Below are 19,313 nucleotides of genomic sequence, written 5' to 3'. Positions count from 1 at the left end.
CTATGGAAACTGCGGGTATTGATCGAAATCGGGCTTACGTTTTTCCAAGAAAGCCCTACCGCCTTCCTGTGCTTCGTCCATGGTATAATAAAGCATGGTGGCATCTCCGGCAAGCTCCTGTATGCCGGCTTGTCCGTCTAACTCGGCATTCAATCCGGCTTTGATCATACGCAGAGCGAGCGGACTCCGTTCGATCATCGTCTCTGCCCATGCCACGCATTCGTCTTCCAAGTCCTTATACGGCACCACTTTGTTAACCATACCCATACTCTCTGCCTCATGTGCCGTATATTGACGGCACATGAACCATATTTCCCTCGCCTTCTTTTGACCGACGATACGTGCCAGATACGACGCTCCGAAGCCTGCATCGAACGAACCCACCTTAGGTCCGGTCTGCCCGAAGACGGCATTTTCGCTCGCTATCGTAAGGTCGCACATCACGTGGAGCACGTGCCCGCCGCCGATAGCATAGCCGTTTACCATAGCTATAACGGGTTTCGGCAGGCGTCGTATCTGCATCTGTACGTCCAACACGTTCAGTCTGGGCACACCATCCGTACCCACATAGCCACCTCTACCTTTCACATGCATGTCGCCTCCGGCACAAAAAGCCTTGTTGCCGGCACCGGTCAGCAACACCACCCTTACATCCTGCGCCTCTCGGCAATACGAGAAAGCACGGCTCATCTCCCATGTCGTGAGCGGTGTAAAGGCATTGCGGTAACGTTCTCTGTTGATTGTAATCTTCGCAATACGGCCGTATTGCTCGAACAGGATTTCCTTAAAGTCGAAACCTTCTATCGGTTTCCATTCTCTATGTGCCATATCTGTTTCTATTATGCTGTATGTCTATTTACGTTATGCCATAGGCCTATCGGCGTTATACCATAAGTTTGTCTCTATCCGCCGAACGATATTTCCAACACGATCGGACGGTCTGCCGTCGGTTGCATGAATGTTTTCAGCGCCTCGTCCATCTCTTTGTAAGAGCCGGCCCGCAGGTATGTCACGTTATTTTGCATGCAAATGCCCTGCGCGGAGGTATGGTGAGCGCCGACAACATACGGCTCTTTCGCCGCACTTTCGTCCAAATGGGGCAATCGGTCGAATATTCCACCGCGGCCGTTGTTCAGCAATAACACGCGCAGGTTGCCCCTTAAATTGCCGTTCCACAGTGCATTTTGGTCGTAAAAGAAGCTCAAATCGCCGATTACACAGAACACAATCCGCCCTGATACCACCGACATACCGGCCGCAGTAGACAGGCTTCCCTCTATTCCGTTTACTCCCCGATTGCAACAAACGTGCTCCTCGGCAAACTCATTCACCAGTCTCACCGCCATGCTGTTGCCCGCCTGAAGTTCGTAGTCTATGGATGTATGCAGATAAAGTTCATCGAAGAAGCACTCTAAAGCGCCGCGTTCCGAGAACGGAGAGGCCGTGTTATGCGCATGGAGATAGGCTTTGTCCAAGACAGTCTTCCAACGTTCGAGAAATACTCTTTGTTCCTGATGGGGACAGATCGACTTATCCGACTGCAAGGCGGTACGGATAACGCTTAAAACCTCCCAAGATTTGCCTTCGATAACGCCCGTCTGCGCCATGAAAGAATCGTGTATGTCGCCGTCGGGCGATACCGCCCACACCTCCAGACCTCTGCCCTTGCGCAAGAAACTTTTCAGTCTGTTGCTGATGAGCGCATCGCCCATGTACAGAACAAAGTCGGGCAGATAGGGCTCTTCGTTGCCTTTTATCAAATCCAAAGCGCCTTCTATGTGCAGATCGAGCAACGAAGAAGAGGGCATTCCCAAGCATTCGTAAAGCACAGGCAGCAAGGATTGCAGTTCAACAAGCAACTCCTCGCAAGCATCGGCAGCCGCTCTGTCTTGCTGACCTATAACGATCATCGGGCGCAGAGCATGACTGAAAGCCCGAACAACATCGCCCATAGCGCCGGTATCCGCTACGCTTTCGATACGTTTTATTACCCTCTGTCGGGGTAATTCGGACGTTGTAAACTCGAACAAAGGCTTTCCGATGGGCACATTGATATGTACCGGCCCGCCTCCACGGTGCATCGAGGCGAGCAAGGCCTCGTTTACAAGCCTGTTACACAGCCATCTGTCATCGTTATTCTGCGGTTCCGGCAGCGATACAGCCTTGCACACAAAGCGCCCGAAGGCATCTTTTTGCGGCATAGTCTGCCCGTCAAGCTGGCCTATCCATGCCTCCGGACGGTCGGCAGAGATAACGATAAGGGGCAAATGCTGATAATATGCCTCGGCTACGGCAGGCGACAAATTGAGCAAGGCTGTACCCGAAGTAACGCAAACCGCCACGGGCATGGCCAGCGCCTGTGCCATACCGAGGGCATAGAAGCCCGCCGAACGTTCATCGGTAACGGCATAACAGGTTATCAGAGGGCACTCGTTCAGATTATGAACGATAGGCGCATTACGCGAACCCGGGCACACCACGGCCGTTCTGACGCCATGACAGGCGAGCAATGCCGTAAGTATATTTACGTTTTCCTTATTGCTATACATCGTTTTCCGTATTCTGTTCCGCACATAGGCAGCGCATCATCGTTTGCATTTTGGCCTCTGTTTCGTCCCATTCCTGCTGCTCTGTGCTGCTTGGAAGCAGTCCGCCGCCGGCATAGAGCCTGCATTTACGGCCGTCGATCTGCATACATCGCAGGGTTACATATAGCTGCGTGGTGCCGCAGACACCCGTTATACCGGCGAAACCACTATAATATTCACGCGCTACAGACTCGTTTGAAAGGATGAAACGGCGTGCCTTATCCTTCGGAAGTCCGCATACGGCGGGCGTAGGATGCAAGGCTTCGAGCAGACTTCCTATCGTCTGTCCGTCGTTCAGGCGGAAAGTAAAGTCGCTGCGCAGGTGCAACAGGTCTGCCGCCCGTACCGTCTGAGGCCCCTGCTCCGTAATATCTGCGGCGATACCTTTTAGACATTCGCGGATATAAGCTGCCACATACCCCTGTTCTTCGCGGTTCTTAAGGCTCCAATCCGCCGCATCCCGTTTGCCTTTCATGGTACCTGCAAGGGCGATGGTGCGGTATTCCATTCCTGCTGTTTCTACCAATATCTCCGGCGTTGCCATCAACCAAGTGCCGCTTTCGGGGGCAGATATCAATGCCACAAACATGGAAGGATAGAGATGACAGGCACGCATGAAAAGGGTTTCCGGCGATAACGAGACCGCTATTTCCACCTCGCAACACCGCGAGAGCACGAGCTTAGCGAAATTGCCTGCCGCTAATTCTCGATGAAAGCGGGTAAAGTCTGCGGCATACTGCCTGCGCCCGTCGTCACGGCATACTATCTCTGTCCGGCCTGCTTGGGGCATTTCAGCAGGCGGCAGCGGCAATGTAGAGATTTCATCTGTGGCAAACAACAGAACCGGATGCGCCTGCGAAGGAAAGAAAGGTGCAAAAACAAAGCCGCTCTTACCGCTCAATGCGCCCGCCGAATACAACTTTTCGGGCTCGTCGGCAGCCAGTCTGACGACGGAATACTCCGCAGCTTCGGGCAGTCGGAACATCACATAACTACTCATCTTTGTCTTGATGAATGACGTAATTGGTTACCTGAACGGTGGAAATCAGTTCGTCTTTGCTGTTTTTAATATCTATGTGCCATTCGTGGAGCGTATGTCCTTTGAACTGAAGTCTGCCATATGCCGTCACTGTATCGCCTTCCAGCACGGCTCTAACGTGCTTCCCGCTCACACTGATGCCCACGCAAATCTTGTCGGGACACAGCGACATGCTGCCTACACCTGCCAAATTCTCCGCCAAGGCCAGCGATGCACCGCCGCTAAGAAAGCCGAACGGCTGGCGATTACGTTCGTTCACCCGCATACGGGCCATACATGTATCGTCTTCAGGTGTCGAAATAAACTCCATACCGAGCGTGGTCGACAGTCCTTCCTGCCGTGTTATCAGATCGTTGATCCTATCTACATTCATAGTCTTTAAGTTAAATATCAGCGTCCTGCCACCCTATTACAGAGGGCCGAGGAGCCATCTATTTGTTGCAAAGATAGTATTTTATTTTAATATACATACCCTCTGCAAATCATTTTTATACCAGTTATTGCAGCACTTTTGCCATCCTATATGAGACATATATACCATTTGTCGTCCATAGACTGCAGATGTAAACGGCTTAAATTTACAATGTAAGGCGCTTACATTATATATCTATCTTACCGACTCTGTATACCCGATGTTTACAGCTACATGAAAAAGCAATAAAAAACAGTGCTTTCAGCCATAAATGTTTGTGTATTTATGGCTTTTTGCCTACATTTGCAGGAAAGATATTTCCAACAAATTCACTACTCATACATGCTCGATATCGCAATTATCGGTGGCGGCGCAGCAGGTTTCTTTGCTGCCATAACCGCCAAACGCAGACTGCCCGAAGCCCGTGTAACGGTATTCGAACGGACGAAGAAGGTACTTGCAAAGGTGGAAGTTTCGGGAGGTGGGCGCTGTAACCTTACCAACTCGTTTGCCGATGTTACCGACCTGAAGCAGGTATATCCGCGCGGTTTTAGGCTGATGAAGCGTCTCTTCAAGACATTCGACTATGTTTCGACCTACCAATGGTTCGAAGATAACGGCGTTGCACTGACCACACAAGAAGACCAATGCGTATTTCCGCGGTCGCAAGACTCGCACAGCGTAACCGACTGTCTTACCGCGCAAGCGCGACAATTAGGCGTAGAAATACGCATACAACACACGCTCACTGCACTTAAAAAGCTCGGGAACGGCGATTTCGAACTGCATTTCAAGGAGCAACAACCGCTGGTTTTCAACCGTATAGCCATCACTACGGGCGGTTCTCCGCGCCTCTCGAGTGTGCAATATCTGGCCGATATGGGGCACGAAATAGCAATGCCGATGCCCTCTTTGTTTACTTTCAACGTAACGGACAAGGCACTTCGCGGCCTCATGGGCACTGTTGTGGAGCACGCGGCGGTATCCATACCGTCGACAAAGATGCGCACTACGGGCGAACTTCTTATCACCCATTGGGGCATGAGCGGCCCCGCAATACTGAAACTCTCGTCGTATGCCGCGCGTATCATCAGTGAACGCGGCTATCGTTTCCCGCTTTCGGTGAACTGGATCGGCAGATATAACATGAACGAAATAGAAGAATATCTGCAGGAAACGGTCGTTAGAAATGCACAAAAACAACTGTCTTCCATCCGTCCTTTCGGCATCCCGTCGCGCTTGTGGCTACATCTGTTGGCACGAACCGCCATTGCTTCCGACAAAAGATGGGGCGAACTGGGCAAGAAAGACAACCACCGATTGATGGAAGCGCTTACAAACGACGTTTACGAAGTAACGGGCAAAGGCTCGTTCCGCGATGAGTTTGTGACGTGCGGCGGTATAAGTTTGAGCAATATAGATATGAACACGCTCGAAAGCAAACACTGTGCGCACCTATTCTTTGCAGGCGAAATCTTGGATATAGATGGCATTACGGGCGGCTTCAACCTGCAGGCAGCGTGGACAACCGGTTATGTCGTGGGGCAAAACATAGTGGTATAAGCCACTCGGGCAGGCAGCATATCGCCCAAGAAAATACTTTTTACTCCACCTTATTTACATATATAACCGTAACAAAACGAGAAAACAACGGGAATATTTGGTATTTTTAAAGAAATTGCGTAAATTGCGCAACGTAAATATACACCATGTTTGTATGAAAGAACTGAATAATCCGTTCGTGATATACGGCTACAAGGGCGCCGATTATTTCTGCGATCGTGTAGACGAAACCCAACGAATGATCGCGGCACTTTATAACGAAAGGAACGTTACACTTATCGCCCAGCGCCGCATGGGCAAGACCGGATTGATATTACATGCTTTCGATAAGATCGCCAAATCGCAACCTACCGCCCGTTGTTTTTATATAGACATCTTTTCAACCAAGAACCTAGGGCAGATGGTACAGCTGTTTGCGCGTACTATCTTGGGCAGACTCGACACGAATACGCAAGGGGCAATGCGGAAAATCACCGAGTTTTTCGGCAGTTGGAGGCCTGTTATCTCGTTCGATCAGCTAACTGGATTACCCTCGGTTTCACTGGATATCAAGCCTACAGAGGCTACCAAAACACTCAAACAGATATTTGAATACATGCAACTTTCAGGGAAAAGGTGCTACGTTGCTATCGATGAATTCCAACAGATACTCAATTATTCCGACCAAGGCATAGAGGCCGAGCTTCGTTCTTACATACAGTTTCTGCCGAATGTGTACTTTGTGTTTTCGGGAAGCATGCAGCATATCATGGAAGAAATGTTCACCTCGGCCAATCGTCCGTTCTTCCAAAGCTCGCAAATCATGCACCTCGACAGCGTCGACCGCACGGAATACCGCAGATTCGCCAACCGTTTTTTCCGCAAACAGCATAGGGATATCTCCGAAGAATGCTTTGCCTATCTATATAATAAGGTAGACGGAATTACGTGGTACGTGCAGTCTATCCTCAACAGAGCGTACCAATACGATAATGAAACGATAGACACAACGCTCGTAGATCGACTTATACGCGAGTTAACCGATGAACAAGAGAGCGTTTTCCAGAGCTTCTATGCCTCGTTGACGGAGCTCCAAGCCCTTTTGTTGCAGGCTATAGCCAAAGAAGAGTGCGTATATTCGCCCTTTGCACACGAGTTTATATCGAAATACAGGCTGCGGGCGGTGAGCTCAGTCAGAACGGCTTTGAAGGCTCTTACCGACAAACAGCTGGTTTATCATAAACCGGAAGGCTATATAGTTTATGACCGTTTCTTCGGTCTGTGGCTCAAAGAAAAGGCATAATCATTCAACATATCATCGCATGACTATTAAGAAATGGAAGACATTACAGTCGGATTATCTCATTAAACGGCCTTGGCTCACGGCACGACGCGACAAGGTAGAGCTGCCGAACGGCAAGGTTTTCGATGAATTTTACGTATTGGAATTCCCCGATTGGGTGAATGTAATTGCCGAAGACCGTGAGGGCAACATCCTTCTGGAGCATCAGTGGCGCCACGCGGCAGGCGAAGTATCGACAGAAATCTGTGCAGGTGTGATCGAAAGAGGTGAGGAACCGCTCGACGCGGCCAAACGTGAACTGCTCGAAGAGACGGGGTATAGCGGCGGTAAATGGACAAATATCATGACTATAATGCCCAATCCGGGCTTGATGACCAACCGTTGTCACTGCTTTCTTGCCACGGGTGTGGAACGCGTCTCGGGGCAACATCTCGACGAAAGCGAAGACATAGAGGTGATACCCACGCCACGCAGCGAGGTTCTTGCCATGCTGCAGGCCGGCGAGTTCCATCAGGCATTGATGGCAGCCCCACTGTGGAAGTACTTCGCCACAACAAAATAACGCTGCAAAACCGCACGGCAACGATCGGAAGATTATGTATAGAAACAGCATCTGGCATACGAGAAAAGCGCGAATTTCTGCAAACTATCCACGGTACAACCATTCCTCGCTAATCATTCATCCCTACTCTTTCGCTCTTTAAAGCAAGAAGAAAAGCGACACGCCCACCACTGAAATAACCGCACCTACTACACCTTTGAGTGTTATCTTCTGATGGAACATGTAATAAGAGGGCAGCAAAATAATGATAGGCGTGGTAGCCATGAGCGTGCTTGCTATGCCCGCAGCCGTATATTGCACCGCCATAAGCGAGAAACCCACACCAATGAGCGGCCCCGAAAGTACCGCTATGACAAGCGCAACCATAGCTTTACCGTTGGCACCCCCGCAGGCAAAACGCTTTGCATCGCCCTTCAAAATGAGCCAAAGACCGAAACAAACAAGGCCGGCTATGCAGCGTATGAGGTTTGCACCGAACGGCAAGATGTGTTCCACCTGCGGAAGAACGCCCACAGGCACATCGGCCGTATAATGATCGAGCCCTATCTTGCTCAACACCAAGCCCAGTCCTTGCCCGATACCTGCACCAATTCCGAACAATACACCTTTGGCCGGAAGCTGCAACGACATACGTTTACCCTCGCCACGACTAAGTATTGATATGGCAATTCCCAACAGTGTAACGGCCATAGCCACCATGCTTTCCGCATTCAGATGCTGCCCCAATAGGGCCCAAGCAGCAATGGCTGTGAACATCGGAGCAAGCGTCATGAAGAGCTGTCCGTACCGAGAACCGATGGTAAGATAACTGTTAAAGAGGCACCAGTCGCCGAAGAAATAGCCCACTACACCCGAAAGAAGCAGCCAAAACCATGCTTCCGACTGCGCATAAACGGGCATCGGCGAGCCCGTAACCCACCACATGAGACACATAGAAAGCACAAGTGCCAGCAGCATACGCCACACATTGGTTACCACAACGCCCAGCTTTCTGGCCGCAACCTCGCAGGATAGGGCGGCTATCGTCCACGAGAAAGCCACGCCCAAGGATATTATTTCGCCTAAATATGCCATATTTCGGGCTGCAAAGTTACGCGAACTCCACAAAATGACAAAATAAATATGCGGTTTATTTCATTGCCCTGCCGGTCTTGCATGGCACATCTATTTGCCTTACACCACAGACCTGTCCGGCTTAGACCGTTGCCCTATGCCCCTTACACCATAGGTCTGTCGGAACTCCTTGCCGGCGCTGTTCCTATAAAAATATGAAAATAATAGGCTTGTTCGGAATAATTTCGTAATTTTGCATCATCGATCAAGATAAATATACACAATAAATATGAACGTTTTAGAGCTTAGTGAGCAGGAGATAGGGCGCCGCCAAAGTCTCCAAGAATTACGCGCTATGGGCATCGATCCCTACCCCGCAGCCGAATATCCTACGAATGCATTCAGCACAGATATAAAGAACGAGTATAAAGAAGGCGACGAACGTGAGGTCGTGATAGCCGGAAGAATGATGACAAGACGTGTGATGGGCAAGGCTAGTTTTGCCGAATTGCAAGACTCGAAGGGCCGTATACAGGTGTATATCACGCGAGACGACATCTGTCCGGGCGACAACAAGGAGCTGTACAATACGGTTTTTAAGCGACTGCTCGATATTGGCGACTTCATCGGAGTGAAAGGATTCGTGTTCAAAACACAAACCGGAGAGATATCAGTGCATGCAAAAAGCCTTACTGTATTGAGCAAATCGCTCAAACCTTTGCCCATTGTAAAATATAAAGACGGTGTGGCTTACGACCGTTTCGACGATCCCGAGCTGCGATACAGGCAGCGTTATGTAGACTTAGTTGTAAACGATGGCGTAAAAGAAACGTTCCTCAAACGCGCTGTTATACTGCGTACAATGCGCCGAATACTTGATGATGCCGGCTATACAGAGGTAGAAACGCCCACGTTGCAGAACATTGCAGGCGGCGCAAGTGCACGGCCTTTCATCACTCATTTTAATGCCTTGAACGTGGATATGTACATGCGAATTGCCACGGAGCTTTATCTTAAACGCCTTATAGTGGGCGGATTTGAGGGCGTTTACGAGATTGGAAAGAACTTCCGCAACGAGGGTATGGACCGTACACATAACCCCGAGTTCACCTGTATCGAGCTCTATGTGCAATACAAGGACTATAATTGGATGATGGAGTTCACAGAGAAGATGCTCGAAACCATCTGCATCGCCGTGAATGGCAAACCTGAACAGATGATAGACGGGCAACTCGTGAGCTTTAAGGCGCCTTACCGACGGCTGCCGATACTCGATGCAATTAAAGAAAGAACCGGTTACGATCTTAACGGAAAGACCGAAGAGGAAATACGGAGTATCTGTAAAAAGCTCGAAATGGACGGCTTCGACGACACTATGGGCAAAGGGAAACTCATCGATGAGATATTCGGAGAGTTCTGCGAAGGTACGTTTATCCAGCCTACATTCATCACCGATTATCCCGTGGAGATGTCTCCGTTGACGAAGATGCACCGCTCTAAGCCCGGTCTTACCGAGAGATTTGAATTGATGGTGAACGGTAAAGAGCTGGCAAACGCATACTCTGAGCTGAACGATCCCATCGATCAGGAGGAACGTTTCATTGAACAGATGAAGCTGGCCGATAAGGGCGACGACGAAGCAATGGTGATCGATCAGGACTTCTTGCGGGCTCTACAGTACGGAATGCCACCGACTTCGGGCATCGGAATAGGCATCGACCGCCTCGTAATGCTCATGACAGGCAAGACAACCATACAGGAAGTGCTCTTCTTCCCGCAGATGAAGCCGGAGAAGAAGATACCCAAAAGCTCGGTAGAAGAATGGAAGGCCATCGGTATACCCGAGGAATGGGTGCCCGTTTTCAATAAGGCAGGCTACAATCTTGTATCGGATATTAAAGACGAAAAGGCGCAGAAACTCCAGATGGAGGTATGCGGAATTAACAAAAAATATAAGTTGGGCTACGATAACCCCAAGGTAGAAGAGTTCCAGACATGGATCGACAAGGCTATAGAGAAGGGGTGAAAAGGTAAAAAAGTAAAGAGGTAAAGAGATGAGATAAAAGGTTAAAGAGCAAAAAGATAGAAAAGTAAAAGAGTTTCAGAGGCGCTTTATCCTTAAAAGTTAATTGCTCTGTTCTTGGAAAAGATATGCAAAAACCTTTTTACCCCTTTGCCCTTTCACCTTTTTACCTTTAAGGTTCCACCCTTCTACCTTTAATAAAATAGGATGTTCGACATAGGTAAAATAGCGATAATCGGAGGAGGCAGCTGGGCTACAGCTATTGCCAAGATCGTGGTGAAGTACACTCATCACCTCGGATGGTATATGCGTCGCGACGATAGGATAGCCGACTTCAAGCGCTTGGGGCATAATCCGGCTTACCTGACAAGCGTGCATTTCAACATCGAAGAGTTGTTCATGTCGTCGGATATCAACAAGATAGTCGACGCATACCAAACGCTTGTATTCGTTACGCCGTCGCCCTATCTGAAAAACCACCTCAACAAACTAAAGACAGACCTGCACGATAAGTTCATCATAACGGCAATTAAGGGCATTGTACCTAATGAGAACCTCGTTTGTTCCGAGTATTTTCATCAGGTATACGACGTGCCTAACGACCATCTTGCCGTCATCGGAGGCCCTTCACACGCAGAAGAAGTGGCGCTCGAAAGACTCTCTTACCTTACCATAGGTTGCTCCGACGTGGAGAAGGCACAGGCTTTTTCAGACATACTTTCCTCGGATTTCATCAAAACAAAGACTTCCAGCGACGTTATCGGTATCGAATACGCCTCCGTATTGAAGAATGTATATGCCATAGCCGCGGGCATTTGCAGCGGTTTGAAGTACGGAGACAACTTTCAAGCAGTACTCATGTCGAATGCAGTTCAGGAGATGTCTCGCTTTCTTACGGCCATCCATCCCATCGAGAGGAGCGTTTATGACAGCGTATACCTTGGCGATTTACTCGTTACAGGCTACAGCAATTTCAGTCGTAACCGCACTTTCGGCACGATGATCGGCAAGGGTTACAGCGTTAAGAGTGCTCAAATCGAGATGGAGATGATAGCCGAAGGCTACTTCGGTACCAAGTGTATGAAGGAAATCAACCGCCACATGCACGTGAATATGCCCATCCTCGATGCGATATACAATATTCTTTACGAACGTATAAACCCCGAAATAGAGATTAAACTACTGACTGATTCTTTCCGATAAGGCCCGTATAACGGGAACAGGTATAAGAAGAACGTCAAACATTTTAAATAAACAACAACAATGAAAAGTATCAGCTTAGACATTACAAAGGCCGCACAATTCCTGAAAAAGGACACCGTGAAGGCTTATGCACCGCAGGTAAAAGCCGCACAAGAAGCACTTGAGAGGGGTACTTGCCCGGGTAACGACTTTTTGGGATGGCTTCATCTTCCGTCATCCGTTACACCCGCTTTCATCGAAGAGATAGAAGAATGCGCCAAAACATTGCGTGAAAAGTGCGAAGTGATAGTGGTTGCCGGCATCGGGGGCAGTTATCTCGGGGCACGTGCGGTAATAGAAGCGCTCGCAAATTCATTCTCTTGGCTCATTAACGATAAGAGAAACCCGACGATTATGTTCGCCGGAAACAACATAGGAGAGGACTATCTCGCCGAACTTACCGACTTCTTGAAAGACAAGAAGTTCGGTGTAATCAACATATCCAAGTCGGGTACCACCACTGAAACGGCTCTTACCTTCCGTTTATTGAAGAAACAATGCGAATTGCAACGCGGTAAAGCAGAAGCAAAGGATGTGATCGTAGCCATTACCGACGCCAAGAAAGGAGCCGCACGCACCTGTGCAGACAAAGAAGGCTATAAGAGTTTCGTTATTCCCGATAATGTCGGCGGTCGTTTCTCGGTGCTCACACCGGTGGGACTACTACCCATTGCCTGCGCCGGATATGATATCAAAGCCTTGATTACAGGCGCTGTAGACATGGAAAAAGCCACTTCGCCGGCCGTATCTTTCGAGGATAACATCGCTGCACAGTATGCCGCGGTGCGGAATGCACTCTATTCACAGGCGGGAAAGAAGATAGAAATCATGGTTAACTACCAGCCCAAGCTGCATTACATGAGCGAGTGGTGGAAGCAATTATATGGAGAGAGCGAAGGTAAAGACCATAAAGGAATCTTTCCGGCATCATGTGATTTCACGACAGACCTCCACTCTATGGGCCAATGGATACAGGAAGGAGAGCGTTCCATCTACGAAACAGTGATCAGCATAGAACGCCCTAACCGAAACATGTTGTTCCCCCACGACGACGAGAACTTAGACGGATTGAACTTCCTTGCAGGGAAACGCGTTGATGAAGTGAACAAAATGGCCGAATTGGGCACACGTCTTGCCCATGTAGACGGCGGTGTACCGAACATACGCATCAGTGTTCCCGAGCTTAACGAGTACTATATCGGGCAGTTGATCTACTTCTTTGAGATCGCATGCGGTATCAGCGGCAACGTTCTCGGCGTCAATCCGTTCAATCAGCCGGGCGTAGAAGCATACAAAAAGAATATGTTTGCACTGCTCGACAAGCCGGGATACGAGGCCGAAAGCAAGGCTATAAAAGAGCGACTTGCACAGGAATAATCCGTTATAACGCATGTATAACCGAGAAATAACTGCCTATTTAGAAAAGCACGACTACAAGACGTTTGCCCCAAAAGTCGTGCTTTTCGATATGGATGGTGTGCTCTACGACTCCATGCCCAACCATGCAACGGCGTGGGAGCAGGCAATGAAAGGCTACGGAATACGCATGTCGGCCCGCGAGGCATACGCCACGGAGGGCATGCGCGGCGTGGATACGATCCGTACACTCGTAAAACAGCAGCAGAACAAAGATATCGATGAAGCCGAAGCACAGCGCATGTACGATGAGAAAGCACGCGTGTTCGGCCTGCTGCCCACGGCACCTGTCATGCCCGGAGTAACGGAACTGATGCGCAAGATCAGGCAAAAAGGTCTGCAAATAGGCATCGTTACCGGCAGTGCACAGCACACTCTCATCAAACGGATGGCCCATGATTTCAAGGAATTTGTAAACGAGAACTGCATCGTAACGGCCTACGATGTGCAACAGGGCAAGCCTGCACCAGAACCATACCTAATGGGTTTGCAGAAAGCAGGCAACCTGCAGCCGTGGCAAGGCATAGTGGTAGAAAACGCACCTATGGGAGTTAGGGCCGGCGTATCGGCAAATATCTTCACCATAGCCGTAAACAGCGGTCCTTTACCCGATGCCTCGTTGACCGCAGAAGGTGCAAATCTCCTCTTTAAGAAGATGACCGACCTCAAAGAGGCATGGGACCTATTGGCCGCAAATTTCGATTTATCGTAGCTCTTCTCATGCCCTATCGCCGGCAGACGGCTTTCCATCAAACATATACTGCACATCTATCGGCCCTAAACGGCATACCTATCGGCCTTAAACGGCACATCTGTCTGGCACACTCGGCAGCCACGCCTGCTTTAAGGCATAGCTCCCCGTTCGTCGGAAACACCGCACGAAGCTACCATTCATAAATAACGACATGAAATATTTTATCATTGAAAACAACGAACAGCAAGGTCCGTTCTCGGTAGACGAACTGCGCGACAAGCATATACCCTCCGACACGCTGGTTTGGGCAGAGGGTATGACGGACTGGACTCCGGCATGGAAAGTAGACGAACTTAAGCAATTTCTCTACAATACCGCCCAAACAACCGTACCACCTCCCTATCGACCGCCCGTAGAACCACCGTCTGAGTTGCAAACCATGCCCATACAAGACACCAAGAAGCACCACAGACGCCACAGAAAAATAACAATTGCAGGCGTTTTATTAGGTATCTTACTGCTGATTTGCTTATTTACAAACCCGTCGAAGCAGACACATAAGGATATCATCAAGGAGCAATTGGTAAAGGTTATCGACCATCAAACAAGCGAAGACAGTGACATCTTCGCTGCCGGAATAGCCATGTTCAACAAGCTGATTGCAGGCGGAATGATAAAAACCGCCATGAATAACCTGCTCGAATACCACAACTATCTTGTTTGTTCTACTACTTCAATCCGATGGAACGGCCGTTCGTACACCACATCTTATGGCTTTATGGGACACGTGTTTACCGCCGATTCGGACGATATGATAGAACTGATGGAGAAACAGCAGGGTAATTTCTTCGGCAAAAGTACCCGTCAAGGCGCCACGAAAGGCAGCGGAAACGACTCGACCGATACGGAAACCGCCGATAAAGACAATGGCTTGGGCGACAAGATAGTAACCTCGGTGGACAAAATAGTGAAAGATAAGGTCGACGAACAGACCGACAGCACCACTTCGGAAGGCATCGGAAAAGTGATAGACGACATCATCGATTTTATCAAAGGCAACGACTGACACTCGTATCTTACACAAGGCGCATACCTGAAAGCTACAGGTATGCGTCTTATTTTGTTCAATATACCGACAAAAGCATATTCTTCAAGTCGAACACCACTTCGCGGTAGCAGCAGAAGAAATCCATCCCGAGCAAATTATCCGCTTCTTGTTCGAACACCGGAACCGCAGGGAACGTATGGCGCAGATACCCTAATTGCACATCGAACCCATGCAATACATACTCCATACCCTCTTTCATTCCGCCCAATCCGCCGTAAACAACATTCTTACGGCAACCGTATTCCAGCACATAATTGCGGTGACAATCCATGAAAGCACGCCCCCAAACGGTATGAGAAGCACCGAAATCGGGCACTGCCTCGAATGTATAATCGGCATGCTGCAGTCGGGTGTTCAACACGCGGGCCGACAATGAATAACACAGGTTGGGCTCCTCGTAGCGCAAGGGCTGCCATGCAGGCGAAACAATTACACGGTCTTTCAGCCGTACATGCACCGTGCCGAGCGCTTCCATCCACGGCATACCCAAGATAAACTGCAAATGAGCGAGGTTATAAGTACTCTCTGCATCCGATACAGGGGTATCGAACACATAGAACGGCACATTCCTAAGCACGATATTTCCCATCGACAAACTGTCGGCAAAGGCCATCCGTCCCTCTATTCTGCTTGCCCCATCCACCTTTACAGGCACATCCGTAAGGCGTAGATGCAACTGCCGTGCCAAACGGAGCGACAGCACATTTGCACTCGAACCCGTATCGAAGCACGCCGTAAGCAGCGTTCCGTTCAGTCGGGCGGGTATCATAAGGTCGACAGATGCATGCCCCGCGTTGCCTACAGAGTCTAACCGAAACGGGATAACCGCATCTCCGTGGCGCTTGAAGGTTTTCTGCGGACGGGCAGCATAGGCCTTATACAATGCCTCATAACGACGGTTATCGGCCACAGCCGATGAGTCTGCACCCGCTACTCCCTGCCTACAGTATCGCCGAAAAACCTTTGCAGCCTGCTTATCGCGCCCATCCCGATGGAGCACACAGGCCAGTTCCTGCACCAATCGCAGGTATGTATCGGGCGTCAACGCATCGGCTCGGTGCCTTAGCAAGTACCTGATAGCCCGACAAGCCGCCCGCCTGTTATCGAAAGCACTATACACCCACGCCTTTGCATAGTCTCTTAAAGGGGCGCTCATACTGTCTTTATGCGTATCGAAATGCCGTTTCAGCTCGAACCAACGGCCGTCTGCAATCAGTTCAGAGGCCGTTATGTCGGCATTCTGACTACATACATCGAGGCTCCATACCGTAAGCAACAACGCCAAAAGCAACCGATAACACTTCTTTACCATCTATAAACCCATGTTTTACACGCAGACCGTTGCAAAGATAAGTTATTTATTACACAATTAAACAATCCGTAGGAATAAATAACACCACGAATAAAAAATATTAACATCCGTAACCTATACGCAATAAAGATAATATCTAACTTTGCAGAAGATAGGCTGCACCTCAGCAATACGGAACAAGTTCCATTGCATTCGGTTTGCTCTACCATTGCAGAAGATAGGCTGCAGCCCAACAAAAGTTCATCCATTGAAGATGCATTGCTCAAAGTTATTTTACATTATTGCCACATTTTACCTGCCTGCATACTATGTGCAGGCGCAGGAAATCGACAAACAACGAAGACAGTTCCACACTGAAAATGGGAAAGCAGTACCATCCGAATACGATTCTACAGCCGTGGAATTCGACCGCGAGTATCAAGAATGGCTGAAGAACGAACCGCTCAAGATAGATGTTCCCGAGGTAAACTTCCACGATTATGCCATTCAACGGTTCGCACTTCCCAATCCTATGGAAGACAAAGCGCCGCCGCCCGCCTTTCACTTCGATGCCGAAGCGTTGAAAAATGAGTTGGGCGTTTACCATATAGCCCCCAACCTGAACCTTTCTACCGGCTCTTCGTACAACCAAGTGCTGGGGTTATCGCAAAATATAACGGCCAACTTCGACCTGATTTACCATAAAAGTAACCTCACACTCAGCGGAGGCGTTATGGTTGGGAAGTATCAGAATTTTATTTGGAACAGCAACGTAGCGGCATTCCATGCAGGTGCCGAGTATCAAATAAGTAACCGCATAGCCATCGGGGTGCAGGGTTCGTTCGTGCCGAACGTTAGGAATATCGGTCCTACATCGATATTTACGCCCACTAACAGTTACGGAGCGTACGCCAAGATACGCGTTAATTCGTGGTTTGCACTAATACCTATGATCAGTAGGTATTACGATCCTGTAATGCATAAATGGAACACATCGTTCTCCGTTATGCCGATTTTCGATTTCGGCAGGCTCTTTCATCTGCAATCGAGCAAAAAGATACGGCAGAAAGAACGGTTGAAAAAGGCTTTGGAGAACTACTGACAACGCTTTAAAATGTAGCATTCAACACGCTTCTCTCCATGCTCAGCACACCACGAATACCCGTTCTAAGACACACAGACCGTATACCTACGCCGGTTAGAGGTATCGCCTGTTAGACATAGACATACGGCATACTGCTACAAGGCATATCACACGTCTTGCAACATACATGCATATTGCAGAAAAAGGTTATCGGTACTGCACAGATACGAGCACTAAATAACAACGGCAGTACCGCTGACTGTTACCATCAGCATACTGCTATTGCTGCCCACGGTTTCATAATCAATATCGATACCCACCACGGCATTGGCACCCAACTGGGCCGCCCGTTCCTCCATTTCGTGTAACGAAGTATCCTTAGCCTCTCTCAATACCTTCTCATAAGAGGCACTCCGTCCGCCGATAATATCGCGTATACCTGCAAAAAAGTCCTTTATAACGTTGGCTCCTATTATGGTTTCGCCCGTTACAATGCCCTTGTATTCACGTATCTGCGAACCTTCAATGGTCGGTGTTGTAGTTAGTATCATACGCATTTGCTTTATTTAGTTGATGTTTAAACTTTGTTTAATCCGCACAAAACTACGAAAAATATCTTACTTTTGCCCCGAAAACAACTATAAAATAGAACATGAAAACCGGATTAGTACTCGAAGGAGGAGCATTGAGAGGGCTTTTTACGGCCGGCATTCTCGATGTATTGATGGAAAACAACGTGCAGACAGACGGTCTGATAGGCGTGTCGGCCGGCGCTGCATTCGGCTGTAATTACAAATCGAAGCAGCACGGAAGGGTGATAAGATATAACAAACGCTATGCTAAAGACTGGCGCTATTGCAGCTGGAAGTCGCTCTTGCTGACGGGAGACATGTTCGGAAAGCAGTTTTGTTACCATGATTTGCCCGATAAACTGGATGTATTCGACTCACAGACATTCGATGCAAACCCGATGGAGTTCTATGCAGTGTGCACAGACGTAACAACCGGCAAACCTATTTATAAGAAACTCATGCAACATACCTACGAATGTAACGAATGGATACGTGCTTCTGCATCGATGCCATTGGTATCGCATGTGGTCGAAATAAGGGGTATAAAACTTTTAGACGGCGGAGTTGCCGACTCCATACCGCTCGAATTCTTCCAACACATAGGTTACGAACGCAACATAGTAGTGCTGACTCAGCCCGACGGATATGTAAAAAAGCGGAGCTCTCTGCTGTGGCTGATGAAGATATTGTTGCGAAAGTATCCCGCTTTTCTGCGGGCTATGGCCGACAGACCGGCCATGTACAACCGAGAATTGGCCTACGTAAAACAGCAGGAACGGGCAGGCAACACCTTAGTAATACGCCCCCAAAGCAAGATAAAGATATCGCATACCAGCCACGATCCTACGGAAATGCAGCGGGTATACGACGAGGGAAGACGGATAGCCACCGAGAATATGCCGGCTATCCGCAAATTCCTGAGCCGATAGTCAGGGGTTCTTGCTCTGCCATTCCATAATTCCGCCGGCAAGATTTACCACCTTGAAGCCCTTTGCCGTGAGCTGTCGTGCGGCATTCATGCTGCGTTTACCGGAACGACAATACACATATACCTTCTTTGTTTTGACAAATAGCGGCAATACACGGTCCAAGAAGTCGGGTTGCATTACGTCTGCATTTACGGCATATTCAATTCTACCGGCGTTATATTCCCCTTCAGTGCGCACATCCAGTAGTTGTACGTGCTCTGCACGTATGGCCTTGGCAAAGGTTTCGGCATCTACAGACTCGATATTGCCATGATGCGTGCACGCTCCGAAGAGCAAACTCAAGATTCCCATAAGCAGTGTTTTTAAGCTTTTGTTCATTTTTATCTTCGATTTGTTGATATAATAATACCGGTAAAATTCCGGTTATTCTCCCATCCACAGGTAAACAAGCATCC

18 protein-coding genes are annotated in these 19,313 nt (G+C 48.9%); 10 read left to right on the top strand and 8 right to left on the bottom strand.

All coding sequences use genetic code 11. The features are described from left to right. The 4 genes from menB to BN3912_RS08870 all read right to left on the bottom strand — a co-directional run bounded on the left by menB (position 1) and on the right by BN3912_RS08870 (position 4,000). Positions 1-828, bottom strand: a complete 828-nt coding sequence (gene menB / locus BN3912_RS08885) for a 1,4-dihydroxy-2-naphthoyl-CoA synthase (RefSeq protein ID WP_023983636.1) — start codon at positions 826-828, stop codon at positions 1-3. A gap of 74 nt (positions 829-902) precedes the next feature. Next, complete coding sequence (gene menD / locus BN3912_RS08880) at positions 903-2,549, bottom strand: 2-succinyl-5-enolpyruvyl-6-hydroxy-3-cyclohexene-1-carboxylic-acid synthase (protein ID WP_023983637.1); 1,647 nt, start codon at positions 2,547-2,549, stop codon at positions 903-905. Continuing rightward, on the bottom strand, positions 2,542-3,588 hold the full coding sequence (locus tag BN3912_RS08875; protein WP_023983638.1) for a chorismate-binding protein: 1,047 nt from the start codon (positions 3,586-3,588) through the stop codon (positions 2,542-2,544). Before BN3912_RS08875 ends, menD begins: the two co-directional genes overlap by 8 nt. After that, positions 3,581-4,000 (bottom strand): PaaI family thioesterase, encoded by a 420-nt coding sequence (locus BN3912_RS08870; protein WP_004369857.1) that lies wholly within the window; start codon positions 3,998-4,000, stop codon positions 3,581-3,583. Before BN3912_RS08870 ends, BN3912_RS08875 begins: the two co-directional genes overlap by 8 nt. Before the next feature lie 324 nt (positions 4,001-4,324). Between BN3912_RS08870 and BN3912_RS08865 the strand changes: the two genes are divergently transcribed. The 3 genes from BN3912_RS08865 to BN3912_RS08855 all read left to right on the top strand — a co-directional run bounded on the left by BN3912_RS08865 (position 4,325) and on the right by BN3912_RS08855 (position 7,446). Then, the gene (locus tag BN3912_RS08865) at positions 4,325-5,602 is read left to right on the top strand and encodes a BaiN/RdsA family NAD(P)/FAD-dependent oxidoreductase (RefSeq protein ID WP_036859043.1); all 1,278 of its coding nucleotides are present in this window, start codon (positions 4,325-4,327) and stop codon (positions 5,600-5,602) included. Positions 5,603-5,756: 154 nt separating this feature from the next. Continuing rightward, on the top strand, positions 5,757-6,884 hold the full coding sequence (locus BN3912_RS08860) for an AAA family ATPase (protein ID WP_036859046.1): 1,128 nt from the start codon (positions 5,757-5,759) through the stop codon (positions 6,882-6,884). Between the two features lie 19 nt (positions 6,885-6,903). Then, positions 6,904-7,446 carry an NUDIX hydrolase gene (locus BN3912_RS08855; protein WP_023983641.1) on the top strand — a complete coding sequence of 181 codons (543 nt, stop codon included), beginning with the start codon at positions 6,904-6,906 and terminating at the stop codon, positions 7,444-7,446. A gap of 138 nt (positions 7,447-7,584) precedes the next feature. Here the strand turns inward: BN3912_RS08855 and BN3912_RS08850 are convergent, their stop codons facing one another. Beyond that, positions 7,585-8,520 carry a DMT family transporter gene (locus tag BN3912_RS08850; protein ID WP_023983642.1) on the bottom strand — a complete coding sequence of 312 codons (936 nt, stop codon included), beginning with the start codon at positions 8,518-8,520 and terminating at the stop codon, positions 7,585-7,587. 268 nt (positions 8,521-8,788) lie between these two features. Here BN3912_RS08850 and lysS point away from each other — a divergent pair, with 268 nt between their 5' ends. The 5 genes from lysS to BN3912_RS08825 all read left to right on the top strand — a co-directional run bounded on the left by lysS (position 8,789) and on the right by BN3912_RS08825 (position 14,940). Then, positions 8,789-10,525: a lysine--tRNA ligase gene (gene lysS, locus BN3912_RS08845; RefSeq protein ID WP_023983643.1), complete on the top strand. Its 1,737-nt coding sequence runs from the start codon at positions 8,789-8,791 to the stop codon at positions 10,523-10,525. A gap of 204 nt (positions 10,526-10,729) precedes the next feature. Next, the gene (locus BN3912_RS08840) at positions 10,730-11,725 is read left to right on the top strand and encodes an NAD(P)H-dependent glycerol-3-phosphate dehydrogenase (RefSeq protein WP_004369849.1); all 996 of its coding nucleotides are present in this window, start codon (positions 10,730-10,732) and stop codon (positions 11,723-11,725) included. A gap of 60 nt (positions 11,726-11,785) precedes the next feature. Continuing rightward, on the top strand, positions 11,786-13,141 hold the full coding sequence (locus tag BN3912_RS08835) for a glucose-6-phosphate isomerase (protein WP_023983644.1): 1,356 nt from the start codon (positions 11,786-11,788) through the stop codon (positions 13,139-13,141). Between the two features lie 13 nt (positions 13,142-13,154). Then, positions 13,155-13,892 (top strand): inorganic diphosphatase, encoded by a 738-nt coding sequence (locus BN3912_RS08830; RefSeq protein WP_004369847.1) that lies wholly within the window; start codon positions 13,155-13,157, stop codon positions 13,890-13,892. A 193-nt stretch (positions 13,893-14,085) separates the two neighbouring features. After that, a complete protein-coding gene (locus BN3912_RS08825; protein ID WP_064972301.1) occupies positions 14,086-14,940 on the top strand; it encodes a GYF domain-containing protein in 855 nt (284 codons plus the stop codon). Between the two features lie 58 nt (positions 14,941-14,998). Here the strand turns inward: BN3912_RS08825 and BN3912_RS08820 are convergent, their stop codons facing one another. Then, on the bottom strand, positions 14,999-16,294 hold the full coding sequence (locus BN3912_RS08820; protein ID WP_023983646.1) for a pepsin/retropepsin-like aspartic protease family protein: 1,296 nt from the start codon (positions 16,292-16,294) through the stop codon (positions 14,999-15,001). Between the two features lie 253 nt (positions 16,295-16,547). Between BN3912_RS08820 and BN3912_RS08815 the strand changes: the two genes are divergently transcribed. Then, entirely contained in the window at positions 16,548-17,375 is an 828-nt protein-coding gene (locus tag BN3912_RS08815; protein ID WP_023983647.1) for a hypothetical protein, read from the top strand. Between the two features lie 215 nt (positions 17,376-17,590). Here BN3912_RS08815 and BN3912_RS08810 read toward each other — a convergent pair whose 3' ends face one another. Further along, the gene (locus tag BN3912_RS08810; protein WP_016665240.1) at positions 17,591-17,908 is read right to left on the bottom strand and encodes a heavy metal-binding domain-containing protein; all 318 of its coding nucleotides are present in this window, start codon (positions 17,906-17,908) and stop codon (positions 17,591-17,593) included. Positions 17,909-18,009: 101 nt separating this feature from the next. Here BN3912_RS08810 and BN3912_RS08805 point away from each other — a divergent pair, with 101 nt between their 5' ends. Further along, positions 18,010-18,858, top strand: coding sequence for a patatin-like phospholipase family protein (locus BN3912_RS08805; protein WP_023983648.1), 849 nt, complete (start codon positions 18,010-18,012; stop codon positions 18,856-18,858). Here BN3912_RS08805 and BN3912_RS08800 read toward each other — a convergent pair whose 3' ends face one another. Next, a complete protein-coding gene (locus tag BN3912_RS08800) occupies positions 18,859-19,236 on the bottom strand; it encodes a rhodanese-like domain-containing protein (RefSeq protein WP_004369841.1) in 378 nt (125 codons plus the stop codon). Positions 19,237-19,313 lie beyond the last annotated feature (77 nt).

It is taken from the genome of Prevotella phocaeensis, assembly GCF_900065875.1.
GTDB lineage: Bacteria > Bacteroidota > Bacteroidia > Bacteroidales > Bacteroidaceae > Prevotella > Prevotella phocaeensis.
This window is presented reverse-complemented; position numbering and strand designations above follow the sequence as displayed.